Source organism: Bacillus sp. FSL R5-0576 (assembly GCF_038004765.1).
Classification (GTDB): Bacteria; Bacillota; Bacilli; order Bacillales; family Bacillaceae; genus Bacillus; species Bacillus subtilis.
Map to the genome: position 1 here is coordinate 3773334 of NZ_JBBORU010000001.1, position 13623 is coordinate 3786956.

General features: G+C 41.0%; 11 protein-coding genes and 1 pseudogene. 4 read left to right on the forward strand and 8 right to left on the reverse strand.

The features are described from left to right. Nucleotides 1-370: 370 nt before the first annotated feature. Genes NX903_RS19330 through NX903_RS19345 form a run of 4 tightly spaced genes read right to left on the reverse strand, consistent with a single transcriptional unit; the run spans nucleotide 371 to nucleotide 3010 of the window. Nucleotides 371-709 carry a hypothetical protein gene (locus tag NX903_RS19330; protein WP_015250873.1) on the reverse strand — a complete coding sequence of 113 codons (339 nt, stop codon included), beginning with the start codon at nucleotides 707-709 and terminating at the stop codon, nucleotides 371-373. Nucleotides 710-725: 16 nt separating this feature from the next. Next, complete coding sequence (locus NX903_RS19335; protein WP_144486792.1) at nucleotides 726-2345, reverse strand: T7SS effector LXG polymorphic toxin; 1620 nt, start codon at nucleotides 2343-2345, stop codon at nucleotides 726-728. 18 nt (nucleotides 2346-2363) lie between these two features. Further along, nucleotides 2364-2633, reverse strand: a complete 270-nt coding sequence (locus tag NX903_RS19340; RefSeq protein ID WP_003218942.1) for a YwqI/YxiC family protein — start codon at nucleotides 2631-2633, stop codon at nucleotides 2364-2366. 11 nt (nucleotides 2634-2644) lie between these two features. After that, a complete protein-coding gene (locus tag NX903_RS19345; RefSeq protein ID WP_086344504.1) occupies nucleotides 2645-3010 on the reverse strand; it encodes a YwqH-like family protein in 366 nt (121 codons plus the stop codon). A 308-nt stretch (nucleotides 3011-3318) separates the two neighbouring features. Here NX903_RS19345 and NX903_RS19350 point away from each other — a divergent pair, with 308 nt between their 5' ends. Further along, nucleotides 3319-6453, forward strand: a complete 3135-nt coding sequence (locus tag NX903_RS19350; protein ID WP_144486795.1) for a DUF3427 domain-containing protein — start codon at nucleotides 3319-3321, stop codon at nucleotides 6451-6453. Nucleotides 6454-6480: 27 nt separating this feature from the next. Here NX903_RS19350 and NX903_RS19355 read toward each other — a convergent pair whose 3' ends face one another. From NX903_RS19355 to NX903_RS19370, 4 genes and pseudogenes are all read right to left on the reverse strand, one after another. Further along, nucleotides 6481-7332 carry a hypothetical protein gene (locus NX903_RS19355; RefSeq protein WP_250540182.1) on the reverse strand — a complete coding sequence of 284 codons (852 nt, stop codon included), beginning with the start codon at nucleotides 7330-7332 and terminating at the stop codon, nucleotides 6481-6483. A gap of 6 nt (nucleotides 7333-7338) precedes the next feature. Next, nucleotides 7339-7746, reverse strand: a complete 408-nt coding sequence (gene mutT, locus NX903_RS19360) for an 8-oxo-dGTP diphosphatase MutT (protein WP_014478449.1) — start codon at nucleotides 7744-7746, stop codon at nucleotides 7339-7341. A 109-nt stretch (nucleotides 7747-7855) separates the two neighbouring features. Continuing rightward, nucleotides 7856-9265, reverse strand: coding sequence for an arabinan endo-1,5-alpha-L-arabinosidase AbnB (abnB, locus tag NX903_RS19365; protein ID WP_042976825.1), 1410 nt, complete (start codon nucleotides 9263-9265; stop codon nucleotides 7856-7858). A 135-nt stretch (nucleotides 9266-9400) separates the two neighbouring features. Then, nucleotides 9401-9564 (reverse strand): annotated as a pseudogene (locus tag NX903_RS19370) (hypothetical protein). 317 nt (nucleotides 9565-9881) lie between these two features. Between NX903_RS19370 and hutP the strand changes: the two are divergent. The 3 genes from hutP to hutU all read left to right on the forward strand — a co-directional run bounded on the left by hutP (nucleotide 9882) and on the right by hutU (nucleotide 13622). Further along, nucleotides 9882-10328, forward strand: a complete 447-nt coding sequence (hutP, locus tag NX903_RS19375; protein ID WP_003243875.1) for a hut operon transcriptional regulator HutP — start codon at nucleotides 9882-9884, stop codon at nucleotides 10326-10328. Nucleotides 10329-10440: 112 nt separating this feature from the next. Then, on the forward strand, nucleotides 10441-11967 hold the full coding sequence (gene hutH / locus NX903_RS19380) for a histidine ammonia-lyase (protein ID WP_015385086.1): 1527 nt from the start codon (nucleotides 10441-10443) through the stop codon (nucleotides 11965-11967). Continuing rightward, nucleotides 11964-13622, forward strand: coding sequence for a urocanate hydratase (gene hutU, locus NX903_RS19385; RefSeq protein WP_048655063.1), 1659 nt, complete (start codon nucleotides 11964-11966; stop codon nucleotides 13620-13622). The genes hutH and hutU overlap by 4 nt, the downstream gene beginning before the upstream one ends. Nucleotide 13623 lies beyond the last annotated feature (1 nt).

The window sequence follows — 13623 nt, forward strand, 5'->3', positions numbered from 1 at the left end:
CACCAGCTTTTTTTCTATCAAATGCTGCATCACCTCCTAAAAGAGAATAAAAAAAACCTAAATGACACAGATTGCGAGAGTCTCCTCCTGCACCTGCACCATTTAGGTTTTGCCTGCTTTCACAGTAACAATCCTGACGGGTCGCTGTATTTGTTTGTAGGTATACTTTAGCACTAGATTTGCGGGATGTCAACGCTTTCATTTTTGGTGTTGACTAAAGGGAATACTTATTGAGGACTGTTTTGTTATAGAGGGAAGCCATTTTGTATATTTTGTTTTATTTTTCCGAAAATACTATCAAATATATCAGCTGACTTAATATAAAAGTAAAAAACCTTGAAAGGCTATTTAGCTCATCAAGGTATATGTTTTATTTTTGACTATCCCTTTTCCATATACTTTCTCCGTCAGTTAAAAAAACTGCACTTGGCGGATCATCATAAAGTGAAATTTCAACTAATGAACCTTTCTTTTGTATTAACCAATTATATAAACTACTTTCTTCACTAGTAGGATGAGCTAAAATATCATTTACTTGAAATGTAACTGCATAATATTCGATAAAATTCACATCATCGTCATCCAACCCATTGTCTGTTTCAAAGAGTGTGTCTGGTTCACCAATAATCTTTAATCCACTATCCCACTCTATTATCAAGTCACTATCTTTATACTCTTTTAACGCTTTTATTAAAGGATCATATTCCATGTATATCCTCCTCTTATTACTTCTTTAATGGTTCTGAAGGCACTATATGCGCTCCGTCTTTTCCGTAATGAATCATTCCTCTAGTAGTTTCAATGTATTCACCAGTATCACGATCATAGTATTTTCCAATTGGTTTACCAAAGTCTACTCTTTCTTTTTTACCGTTTGGTAGTAGTTGACCTTTTCCTGCAAACTTATCAAGCAATTCCTGTGCTGTTTTATTATCACCATAGAAAATACTCTTGTTTTTACCATTTGCTATTTCTTGTTTGTAATTTGGCGTATTAGGAATATGTTTCTCTTGAGCACCTGGCTTTACTTTAACTGGGAATCCATGTACTTCTCTGTAAGGTCCTTTAGGTACTGACTTCTTTCCATAAGAAGGTACACCATTACCCGTATCCTTAGCAACGTTTTTAACTTCCGCAGCCTTCTTAGCCTTTTTCCCATCATTAATAAGTTTATTAATATCTATTAACTTTTCTAACTTAGCTATTTTGGCAAATGGTACTGAGTTTATGGAGGCAACAACACGGTCTTTCCCTGTGACTTTTTCGCCTGATACCGGATCTCTGCCCGTGGCTGCCTTAAAAAGATCATACACGCCGGTAAGTTCTACAGCTGTCTCTAAAATTTTCACATATCCATTCTCATCCACTTTAATGTCCGAAAGCGAGACGACAGGTTCAAGCTTCATGTCATTACCAGATATGTATACATTGTAAAGTGTATCATTATAAACGACTTGCTTAACCTCTGCATTTGAGAAATCAGTTTTTATATGTTCTCTATGTTCACTCGTATTATACACTTTACCATTGATAACGATGATATTTTTACTTACCTTTTTAGAATCACCCGTTTTGACAACTGAATCCACTTTAGACTTTTCATTCTCGGCTAATTTCTTCAACATCATCTCCATCGGAGAATCATCCGCCTGCTGCTTCATTTGCGGGTTAATGGCGCCGAAAGTTTGGTTGATGTTTTCTTCCTCCTGCGATTTCAAGATGGAGCCGCTTTTGTAGCCTGTGATTTCAATTTTCGGACCGGTGTACATGGTTTCGAGCTGGTCTATATATTTTTTCATCGTTTGAAAATCTGATTTTGCGGTTTCTAGTGCTTGGGTTTGCTGGCCGTCAAATTGAAAGAGCTTATTCAGGGTGTCTGAAATCAGTCGCTCAGCCTGTTCTGTTTCCATTCGGAAAAAGGTATCATTGACTGCCGGTAAGCTGACGATGTGGCCGATGGCTGATGTCTGGCGATTGACTGCGTCAGTGAGCTGCTCTGTCACTTCTCGTGCATGCTTGACCCCATGTCTTGCATCGTGTGAGAGAAAAGCCTCTGCGATCATGCCGTGGGAGTCAGATTCTACAGAGGAAATCGCATGCTGTGTTTGTTTCAGCACTTTTTTGTATTCGTCGATAAACATGCCAAAGAAAAGGAGAAAAGGCTTGTGGCACTCCTCGTAAAAGGTCCGGATGGCATCTCCGCCTTTTCCTTTCAGCGCATCCTTCATGCCTGCCAGATGCTCAACGCTTTTTTCCAGCTTCTCCAGCTGTTGTTTTTGCTTGTCCAGTTTCTCAATCGTATGCTGAATGCCCTCGTGAAGAGCGTGGACATCTAATGTTTTCAATCCCTTGTCCTCCCGGCTTTATTTCATGGAAGATGATATGTTTTCGTCCGTTTCCTTCATGGCGTTTACCGCGCTTTCCGTTTGTGCGATATGCTTGGCCAGAACAGACGCATATGCTTCAGTGAGCTCTTTGATGTCCTTATTTAATTGCTCGATGGACTTCACAACATTCAAATGGTTTCTGCCTGAGAGATGGCCGGGCAAGGAGGACTTGAGTTCAGCTGAATTCTTGAGCTGAGAAAGCCCTTGCTTCACTGTGCCATACACCATTTTAATTTCCTGTGCCATTTGTGCTCACCTCACTTTTTATGTTTTTCCTTCTCTATTTCATGCTCTATCCTCGTAATTTGGCGTCTTATGGAATACACATCGCTCTCTAATGAGTGGATTTTGCCTTGAATGCTTTCGATGATTCCGCTGACTTGATCGCTTTTGATTTGCTGATATGCTTTGTTCATTCCTTCACGAATATCTTCAAACCGCTGAGCATGTGTTCCTCTCCATGCCTCCCGGTTAAGATGAGGCCGGTGAATGAGATGCTGGGCCTCGGAGAATTCGTGTTTGATTTGCCTGATTTCGTGCAGCACTCGTTTTAACTGATGGATCTGTTCCTGTTTTTCATGTAAGTCGGCTTTTACCGAATGTAACAACATTTCACTATGCATGCCGTAACACCTCGTGTTTCTATCAAACTGTGTCAATTCTTTACAATACAGACTATTTTCATATTACATGATGGGTCATATTGGATAAATAGGCAAAAGGATTTGTCTTACACAGAATATAAATAAGTATATTTATCTATTATCCTTTTCATTCGACTTTCTTGCGAATAAAATCCTGCTTACACAGGACTTTAAGATCGGGTACAATCGTCCTCATTTGATTCGCGATGCCATTTACAAATATCTGTTACCTATAGTCAATAATAATGATAAAATTAGGATATCTATCTAAATATGGAGAGAGAAAAATGAAAAAAAACAGTGGTTTTCATGAAGAATTGCAAGAAAAGCACAAGCTTTATCCAGTAGAACATCATTTTCAGCCTGTTTTACCGAAAGAATATACAGAAATTTTAACTTTACATATAGCAAAACAATTTGGCGAAAAAATCAAAACGCTTGTTCATCACGGACAATATAATCAGGCGGTTGAATTAACCCAAAAAATATCTTCTGATCTTGGTAATGATACTACCTTTGCAATACCACTTTCTTCAGTTCTTTATCATGTAGGTGACCTGGATCTTCCTGTGTCAGAGCACTTTTCGCTATCACGGTTGAATCTACTCGGAAACTATAGAGCGGATGATAATTTTTTTAAAGCATTAAAGAATGAAATGTTAACTGCTGATCGTGTGGATTTTATGGTCAGTTTTACAAGATGGTCTGGCGTCCAACTTCTTATTCCACCATTACAAGAGCTTAATAAGCGTAATGTGCCAGTACGTATTATCACATCAACATATATGGGAATTACTGAACCTAAAGCCCTTAAACAGCTCATGAAATTTCAAAATGTCGACTTGAGAATTGTAAATGATTACAGTCAATCGTTTCATACAAAAGCTTACTTATTTGAACGTCTTTCAGGGCAACATAGTGTCATTATTGGATCATCAAATCTCTCGCAATCCGCTCTGACCACTGGGTATGAGCTAAATGCAAGAATACCAGATACAAAATATCTTCCAATTTTTCAACAAACAAAAGATGTCTTTAATAAAGTATGGGTCGAAAAAACACAACCGGTCGATGACCAGTTCTTAAAAGCTTATGAAGAATTTCAAGCAGCTAATCACAAAATGAGCGCGTCTCTCGTCTCTCAAAACTCTCTTTACCAAACAAAAATACAACCTAATGCCATGCAAGAAATAGCGCTTAAAAACCTCAAGAAAACGAGAGAACAAGGTGAGGAAAGGGCTGTTATTATCGCTGCAACTGGTACAGGGAAAACATATCTTGCAGCATTTGATTTTTCCGAATATCAACCAAAAAAATATCTTTTTATTGCTCATCGTGAGGAGTTACTAACTAAAGCCATTGAAACATTTGAAAAAGTCACAAATGACCATGATAACTTTGGATTGTTAACTGGATCGAAAAAAGAATGGAATAAAAGGTTTTTATTTAGCACAGTTCAAACCTTGTATAAAGAAGAAACATTAAAACGGTTTGCACCAGATGAATTTGATTACATTGCCATTGATGAATTTCATCATGCAGAAGCCTCTACCTATCAATCAGTGTTGAATTACTTTAAACCTGGATTCTTATTAGGTTTAACTGCAACTCCAGAACGTTTAGACGGTAAAGATGTACTTGAAATCTGCAATCATAATGTTGTCTATGAAATCCGCCTTCGAGATGCGTTAGAAGCTGAATTGCTTGCCCCATTTCATTATTTTGGTATTCCGGACCATACTGTTGATTACGATAAAGTGAAAATAACAAACGGGGTCTACGATGAACGTTCATTGGTTAATCATTTGAAAAATCATGAGCGGGTCGATTATGTAATAAAGATGATAAATATGTACGGTTTCGACGGAGAAAGAATGTGTGGATTGGGCTTCTGTACTAACGTTGAACATGCCCAATATATGAGCCAAGAATTTAATCAATTAGGATTCCATACAACTTATTTAACAGGGCAAGATTCCTCAGCACAACGTCAGAAAGTGATTAGAGAACTTGAAGATCCGCATCATAGTTTAGAACTGATTTTTACAGTAGATATTTTTAATGAAGGCATTGATATACCAAAATTAAACTTACTGCTTTTTTTGAGACCGACTGAATCACCAACCATATTTATTCAACAGTTAGGAAGAGGATTAAGAAAGACTGATGATAAAGAGTTTGTAACGGTACTTGATTTTATAGGAAACTATCAAAAATCGTTTGTTATACCGCTAGCCCTTTCCGGACAAACTAGCCAAAAATCCTTTGATAAAGATTCATTACGAGTTGCGGTTACCCATGAGTTTGCAGACTTACCAGGTGGATCTTATGTAGATCTTGCATCTGTAACGAAGAAAGAGATTTTACACAAAATTGATAGTATTAAATTAAATTCAGCTGCCATGCTAAAAACATTATATTATCAATTTAAACGAGATATTGGGCGTTCTCCAGAGCTACTTGATTTTCTTTATTCAGATCAAGCTCCAGGTCTTACCTTTTTTATAAAAAAATATAAGTCTTGGGTCGAAACAAAAAGAAAAATGGATGACCTTCATTCTTTAGATAAAGAAGTATTAAATGATTCGTTAGTTTTAAGAATGGTATCCTGGTTAGAGCAACAGTTTCCGATTAAGTGGCCCTATGATTTATTATTGTTACAATGTGGATTTAATATACAGAGAATCACTGTAGAGGATGTTAAAAAGTCTTTAGAAGATACATTTCATTTAAAAATCAAAAATACTAATATACACGACAACTTGATTAAACGATCTATGGAGCGTTTATCCACACCACATAAGAAACAACAATGGAGTTTTGGTACAGTGGAGGAAAATACGCTCATACTACAATTAAATATTTTTGAACGTTTATGCCATCCTCGGTTTGGTCCTTATATTAAGGAGCGTATCCAGTATGGTTTAACCGAATTTAGACGCATGAATAATTTAGAAGCACTTTTATCTAGTGAACTACAACTCACCTTGTATCAAACATATACTAGAAATGAACTCATACATTTATTTCAATCAACTGATCAAGAGGGAACGTGGCGAGAAGGTGTAAGGAGAGTTAACAATAACTACTTAATTTTTATTACATTAAATAAATCTAAAAAAGTTGAGGACCATTTGTTATATAAAGATTACTTTATAGATCCCCATCATTTTCATTGGCAAAGTCAAAATCAAACATCACATGCTTCTACTGTAGGTCAGAATTTTATTAACCATAGACAAAGAGAATATAAAATACATCTATTCGTACGTAAATTTAACGAAATGCATGATATCACCTTACCTTTTATTTATCTAGGTAAAGTAGATTACGTATCAAGCAATGGGGACAAACCTATGAATGTAATATGGAAGCTCCATCAGTCTGTCCCAGAAAACTTGTATGTTGATTTAATAAATTAAAGAAGCAATTGTTGGCAAGATGCTTATTTAAGTAGCTTTGTTACATTTACAACTCTTTTTTGGATCTTTAAAGTTTTTATAATCATCTTTCACGCTTTTAAGAAGTCTATCTAATGCCGTAAAAACAGTTAATATTAAGAAACTAAAGTAATCAATAGATTTGTTTTGGCCTTCTAAATTCAGTAGAATTTTAAAATCTTCGTAACTTTTATTAATAGTTATAATTAATAATATAATATAAATCATAATTCTTCGCACATCTTGTTTAGCACTGTTGAAAGTAGAAAAATATACCCAACTAGCTAAACCAAATGGTAAGGACATCCAAAAAACATAGCGAATGGTATTAGGTATATCCGTAAATAAAGATGAGAAACTATATAAAATAAATACAATAAGTAGATGTATATAAAAACTTAACCAACTTTCAACTAATACTTTCATTCGCGTGTAGATATAACTTTCTTTATCTATTTTCTTTATTAAAGTTTCTATTGGGCTAACATATTTATAGCTGCTTTTATCTAACTGTTTCTTTATATTTAAATTGAAGTTACCAATAAAAATTGTATAAAAGATAACAATAGCAGCTGATATTAAAAAAATATATAAATATTTAGAAGTGTTGAATTTTATAATCCACATAAGAGTTGTTATTAAGAAAATGAATGTAAGTATTATAAAAATAATCTCACTAACCTTCAAAAATCTAATATATTTCTTATTTGGATTATAACCTGTAGAAACAATTAATTTATATTTCCTAAACAAATAGTTACTAATAAGCTCAATGAAAAAGAATGTTTTATTTATAATATACTTAGAAAGTAAAATTATTAGAGCAATGACCAAAATTACTATGAAGAAAGTTATAATCATTGACAATTAACAGGTCCCCTTTGTTTCATTTTTCAATAAATTAACAGTTGGAATATCAGCAGGTGCCCATTCAAGTGACTCAAGTTCACTCACGGGCACCCATCTGAGTTCCGAATGTTCTTTGGCAAAAGGTTCACCCTCAATAATTTTCGCTTGAATAGAAATCAAATTTATAATGATTTTCTCATATTCGTGATGAATGTCAGCGATAATTTCACCGACTTCAATTTTACAACCAAGCTCCTCATGAATTTCCCTCACAAGAGCTTCTTGTGCATTCTCTCCCTCTTCAAGTTTCCCTCCTGGGAACTCCCATAGATTAGCCAAAGACATGGTTGGCGAACGAAGTGCACATAATATCATATTCTTATCGTTTTGAATTACTGCTGCAGCAACTTTGATTGTTTTTTTCAATAGATTTCTCCCTTTCTGATAAATATTTTTCTCGCCTCATATTAATACTATGGATTCTAAAGTAAAGAAGCAATGAAAAAACGCCTTCCCTCGAAGGCGCTTCTCCATCTTATTTAGATCCCCAAACAGCCTCACCGCTGCCATTCAACACACTAAACGTCATGACGTTCTTCTCTCTCACCGAATCCCACTGGCGTAAAAATACCCCGTTATACTTTTTGCCCGCTAACGTGATGTCGGCTGTGTTTTTTCCGGTTTTCTTCCATGTTCCGGTCATTTCCCCGGAAATGGTGTGGTTTTTGTTGAGCTGGATGTTGATGGTTTTTTTGATGTCGGCTGAGATGTCTTTTCCGTGCTGGATGAGTTTGTATGTTCCTGTGATATCTTTTTGTTTTACTTCTTTCAGTGTTTCGCCCGCATAACGATAGGGCGTTGCTACCGGCCAGCCGTCTTTGTTCATGAACAATTGGTGGACTCTGACTTCGTGTTCTTCACCCCTGCCCGGGAAGCGGGTGTGGAAGATTAAATAGGAACGCCCGGTTTTTTCATCATAGTATGCGGAGTTGTGGCCTGGTGAGACGTACCCGGTGCCTTTTTCATTTTCTGTTTCAAAAGTGTAGCTGCCCATGAGTTTGACGCCGTATGGTTCGATGGAACGGTCGTCGAAGAATGTGCCTTCTTTGCCGCGGACGTCGAGCATTCGATTGCCTTCTGCATCATAGTAAGGGCCGTCTGGTTTCTTGGAGCGGGCCACACGGATGTTATAGCCGCCTGTTGCATCGAGACCGCCATATGATAGGTATAAGTAGTAGTATTGGGTGTCTGGATTATAGAGAACATACGGGCCTTCGATTCTGCTGTGGTTGCCGCCGAGCAGTTTTTTTCCGTATCCCTGCCCAGGAAGCGGGAAGCCCGTTTTTGGATTCATTTCAAGAATGAAAATGCCGCCTGAGTATGATCCGTACACCATCCACAGTTTGCCGTCTTTATCAAAGAAGGTATGCGGGTCGACAACATTCGGGTGTTTGGTTGCGTCATACGGTGTTCCATCGCTGCTTGTGCCTTCCATTCCTGATTTCAAAAAGATGCCTTTGTTTTTGTATGGGCCTTCGATGTTGTCAGCAACGGCAACACCCATGGCGGATCTTGGCGAGTCGCCGCGGCAAGCGTTGTAGTACATGTAGTATTTGCCGTCCGCCAGCTGCGTGACGTCAGCCGCCCAAAGAGTATCGGATTGCGCCCATTCGAAGGTTTCTTTTAATTCTTCATAGACATTCGGAATAAGTGGGTTGTCATTGCTTACGCTGGTGGTCAGCTGATGCCATTGCATGAGGTCATTTGTTTTTGCTGAAGCGAGATGAGATCCAAAAACATAAAAAGTGCCATTTGTTTCAATGATGGAAGGGTCATGGACGCTGACTTCTTTAAATACAGGTTTTTGTGCATTGGCGGAGTTTGGGAGGGTGAAGGCCATGATAAGAGCTGCAAGAAAACATACACGAAACAATCGGTTGAACATCTAAACAATTCGCCTCTCTTTTTTATTAAATTTTAAACGCTTACATTTCTCTATGAAGATACCCCGGCCTATTAAAACAGCCGAATGTTTTCATATTCAAACAGATAGGTGATTTCTCACTGTTCTCTTACATTGTCAGACTGATGTCTGTCTGTTTTGCGCGGAACTGCTGCTTGCATATCCTCTCCTTCATAGTTCAACTCTTTTGCTGTTTCTCCTTCTTGCATCACGTCTGTTTTTCTTTCGCGTACATGTAATAACTGCTTTGTCAGGTTTTGCATCAACTGTGATACAGCCATTTCGTTGTCGGCGTTTTTTAAGATGATGCCTGATTGCCCGTCAACACCAGAGTCATTCGGCTGGCTCTTTATAAAACGCCTTGCGAAAAATACGACTTAGTAAACGCATATTGAGAGTTAGACAGCGGCTGCTTGCCTCCTGTCTGGATATCGTGTGCAATCGCTGAAAAAACCTGTTCTGCTTTCTGCGTCACGCTATTACAATAGCAATCTAACTTGTTAAAGACTGTAAAAAACCTTTTGACTTCTGCTGCTGAACCAATTAATATAATACTCAGTTAATAGTTATCAGAATTTTTAGGAATTGAGTGATTCATATGACACTGCATAAAGAGCGTCGGATCGGACGGCTGTCTGTTCTCCTGCTGCTGAATGAGGCGGAAGAGAGTACGCAGGTTGAGGAGCTGGAGCGAGACGGATGGAAGGTCTGTCTTGGCAAGGTAGGATCAATGGACGCGCATAAAGTAGTAGCCGCAATTGAAACCGCTTCCAAAAAGAGCGGTGTCATTCAATCTGAGGGTTATCGGGAGTCACATGCGCTTTATCATGCGACGATGGAGGCTTTGCATGGCGTGACCAGAGGTGAAATGCTGCTAGGATCGCTGCTTCGGACGGTGGGCTTGAGGTTTGCCGTTTTGAGGGGAAATCCTTATGAAAGTGAAGCGGAAGGCGATTGGATTGCTGTCTCGCTTTACGGAACAATCGGGGCGCCGATTAAAGGTCTTGAGCACGAGACATTCGGTGTTGGAATTAATCACATATGAAACAGCCCATAGATCTTAGACGATAGGGGGCTATGCGTGGAAACAGAAGTTCACAGCATAGCTCCTTTTTGTATGGGCGCTTTACCAAAGTAAAGAAAAAGGAGTTGGGCTTATGGTGACTTTAGACGGTTCTTCATTGACAACAGCCGACGTCGCTCGTGTGCTGTTTGATTTTGAGGAGGCAGCGGCTTCTGAGGAAAGTATGGAGCGCGTGAAAAAAAGCAGAGCGGCAGTGGAACGGATTGTACGCGACGAAAAGACAATCTACGGCATCAACACCGGATTTGGCAAATTCAGCGATGTCCTGATTCAGAAAGAAGACTCGGCGGCGCTGCAGTTGAATTTAATCCTTTCTCATGCCTGCGGAGTCGGCGACCCTTTTCCTGAGTGTGTGTCCAGGGCAATGCTGCTTTTGCGCGCCAATGCGCTGTTAAAAGGCTTTTCCGGTGTCCGCGCTGAGCTGATCGAACAGTTGCTTGCTTTTTTAAATAAACGCGTCCATCCTGTCATCCCCCAGCAGGGATCACTTGGCGCAAGCGGAGATCTGGCGCCGCTTTCCCACCTGGCGCTTGCGCTGATCGGACAAGGAGAAGTCTTTTTTGAGGGGGAAAGAATGCCGGCAATGACAGGCTTGAAAAAAGCAGGTATTCAGCCGGTAACGCTGACATCCAAGGAAGGGCTTGCCTTGATTAACGGGACTCAGGCCATGACTGCAATGGGAGTGGTCGCCTACATTGAAGCTGAGAAACTAGCCTATCAAACAGAACGCATTGCCAGCTTAACGATTGAGGGTTTGCGGGGAATTATCGATGCATTTGACGAGGATATTCACTCAGCACGCGGCTATCAGGAGCAGATCGATGTCGCAGAACGAATTCGCTTTTATCTATCTGACAGCGGCCTGACAACCTCCCAGGGAGAACTGCGGGTTCAGGATGCCTATTCATTGCGCTGTATTCCGCAAGTACACGGTGCGACTTGGCAGACACTAGGCTATGTCAAAGAAAAATTAGAGATTGAAATGAACGCAGCTACAGACAATCCACTCATTTTCAATGACGGTGACAAAGTGATTTCCGGCGGAAACTTTCACGGACAGCCGATCGCCTTTGCCATGGATTTTCTGAAAATCGCAATATCAGAGCTTGCGAATATCGCAGAGCGCAGGATCGAACGACTTGTGAATCCGCAGCTGAATGACCTGCCGCCGTTCCTGAGCCCTCATCCCGGTCTGCAATCCGGTGCAATGATCATGCAGTACGCCGCGGCCTCACTCGTTTCTGAAAATAAAACACTGGCCCATCCTGCAAGTGTGGATTCCATTCCGTCATCCGCCAACCAAGAGGACCATGTCAGCATGGGAACCATCGCCGCTCGGCATGCTTATCAGGTGATCGCAAATACAAGGAGAGTCATTGCGATCGAAGCGATTTGCGCATTACAGGCTGTTGAATACAGAGGCATAGAACATGCAGCGTCCTATACGAAACAGCTTTTTCAGGAAATGAGAAAAGTCGTGCCGTCCATTCAGCAAGACCGTGTTTTTTCCTATGACATTGAACGCTTGACTGACTGGCTGAAGAAGGAATCTTTAATACCTGATCATCAGAATAAAGAACTAAGGGGGATGAACATATGACTGATGTAAAAAAATCAATCCGTGCCAACAGAGGAACAGAGCTTGAATGCTTAGGATGGGAGCAAGAGGCAGTGCTTCGGATGCTTCGAAACAACCTTGATCCAGAAGTCGCCGAGAAGCCGGAGGACCTCATCGTATATGGCGGGATCGGCAAAGCCGCACGGGATTGGGACGCTTTTCACGCCATTGAGCATTCCTTGAAAACATTAAAAAATGATGAAACATTGCTCGTGCAATCCGGTAAGCCTGTTGGCATGTTCCGTACACACCCGCAGGCCCCGCGCGTGCTCCTGGCAAATTCTGTTCTTGTTCCGAAGTGGGCAGACTGGGAGCATTTCCACGAACTTGAGAAAAAAGGGTTAATGATGTACGGACAGATGACGGCTGGCAGCTGGATTTACATTGGCTCACAAGGCATATTGCAAGGAACCTATGAAACCTTCGCTGAGCTGGCGCGACAGCACTTTGGGGGCAGCTTAAAAGGAACGTTGACGCTGACAGCGGGTCTCGGCGGAATGGGAGGCGCACAGCCGCTGTCTGTCACGATGAATGAAGGCGTCGTCATTGCTGTCGAGGTTGACGAGAAACGCATCGACAAGCGGATGGAAACAAAATACTGCGATCGAAAAACAGCATCGATTGAGGAAGCCTTAGCTTGGGCTGAAGAGGCAAAGCTGGCAGGAAAACCTTTGTCCATTGCGCTTCTCGGAAACGCGGCTGAGGTGCATCACACACTTTTGAACCGAGGCGTCAAAATTGATATTGTGACAGATCAGACATCTGCCCATGACCCTTTAATCGGTTATGTTCCCGAAGGCTACTCCCTTGATGAAGCTGACCGTTTGCGTCAAGACAATCCAGATCTTTACGTGCGCCTTGCGAAGCAAAGCATGAAAAAACATGTCGAAGCCATGCTGGCCTTTCAGCAAAAGGGCTCTATTGTATTTGACTACGGCAACAATATCCGGCAAGTCGCAAAGGATGAAGGGCTGGAGAATGCCTTCGATTTTCCGGGGTTTGTCCCTGCCTACATCCGCCCCTTATTCTGTGAAGGAAAAGGGCCGTTCCGCTGGGCGGCGCTTTCCGGAGATCCGGCAGATATTTACCGTACGGATGCGTTATTAAAAGAGCTGTTCCCGACAAATAAAGCCCTTCACCGCTGGATTGATATGGCACAGGAAAAAGTCACCTTCCAAGGCTTGCCGTCCCGTATTTGCTGGCTTGGATATGGAGAACGAAAAAAGATGGGCCTCGCCATTAACGAGCTGGTTAGAACCGGGGAGCTAAAAGCGCCTGTCGTTATTGGGAGAGATCATTTGGACTGCGGGTCTGTCGCCTCTCCAAACCGGGAGACAGAAGCGATGAAAGACGGAAGTGACGCTGTTGGTGATTGGGCTGTGCTAAATGCGCTTGTCAACACGGCGGCGGGTGCAAGCTGGGTTTCCTTCCACCATGGCGGCGGCGTCGGAATGGGCTATTCCCTGCATGCCGGCATGGTTGCAGTGGCCGATGGAAGTGAGCTGGCTGACGAGCGGCTCGCGCGGGTCTTAACGAGCGACCCAGGAATGGGCATTATCCGTCATGCGGATGCGGGTTATGAACGTGCCGTTGAAGTAGCGAAGGAACAGGACATTATCGTGCCGATGCAAAAATAAA

Excerpts from the sequence above, each read along its gene's own strand:
- NX903_RS19345 (WP_086344504.1), bottom strand. The coding sequence starts at position 3,010 with ATGCATAGTGAAATGTTGTTACATTCGGTAAAAGCCGACTTACATGAA.
- abnB (WP_042976825.1), bottom strand. The coding sequence starts at position 9,265 with ATGTTCAACCGATTGTTTCGTGTATGTTTTCTTGCAGCTCTTATCATG.
- hutP (WP_003243875.1), top strand. The coding sequence starts at position 9,882 with ATGACACTGCATAAAGAGCGTCGGATCGGACGGCTGTCTGTTCTCCTG.
- NX903_RS19355 (WP_250540182.1), bottom strand. The coding sequence starts at position 7,332 with ATGATTATAACTTTCTTCATAGTAATTTTGGTCATTGCTCTAATAATT.
- hutH (WP_015385086.1), top strand. The coding sequence starts at position 10,441 with ATGGTGACTTTAGACGGTTCTTCATTGACAACAGCCGACGTCGCTCGT.
- NX903_RS19340 (WP_003218942.1), bottom strand. The coding sequence starts at position 2,633 with ATGGCACAGGAAATTAAAATGGTGTATGGCACAGTGAAGCAAGGGCTT.
- NX903_RS19350 (WP_144486795.1), top strand. The coding sequence starts at position 3,319 with ATGAAAAAAAACAGTGGTTTTCATGAAGAATTGCAAGAAAAGCACAAG.
- hutU (WP_048655063.1), top strand. The coding sequence starts at position 11,964 with ATGACTGATGTAAAAAAATCAATCCGTGCCAACAGAGGAACAGAGCTT.
- NX903_RS19330 (WP_015250873.1), bottom strand. The coding sequence starts at position 709 with ATGGAATATGATCCTTTAATAAAAGCGTTAAAAGAGTATAAAGATAGT.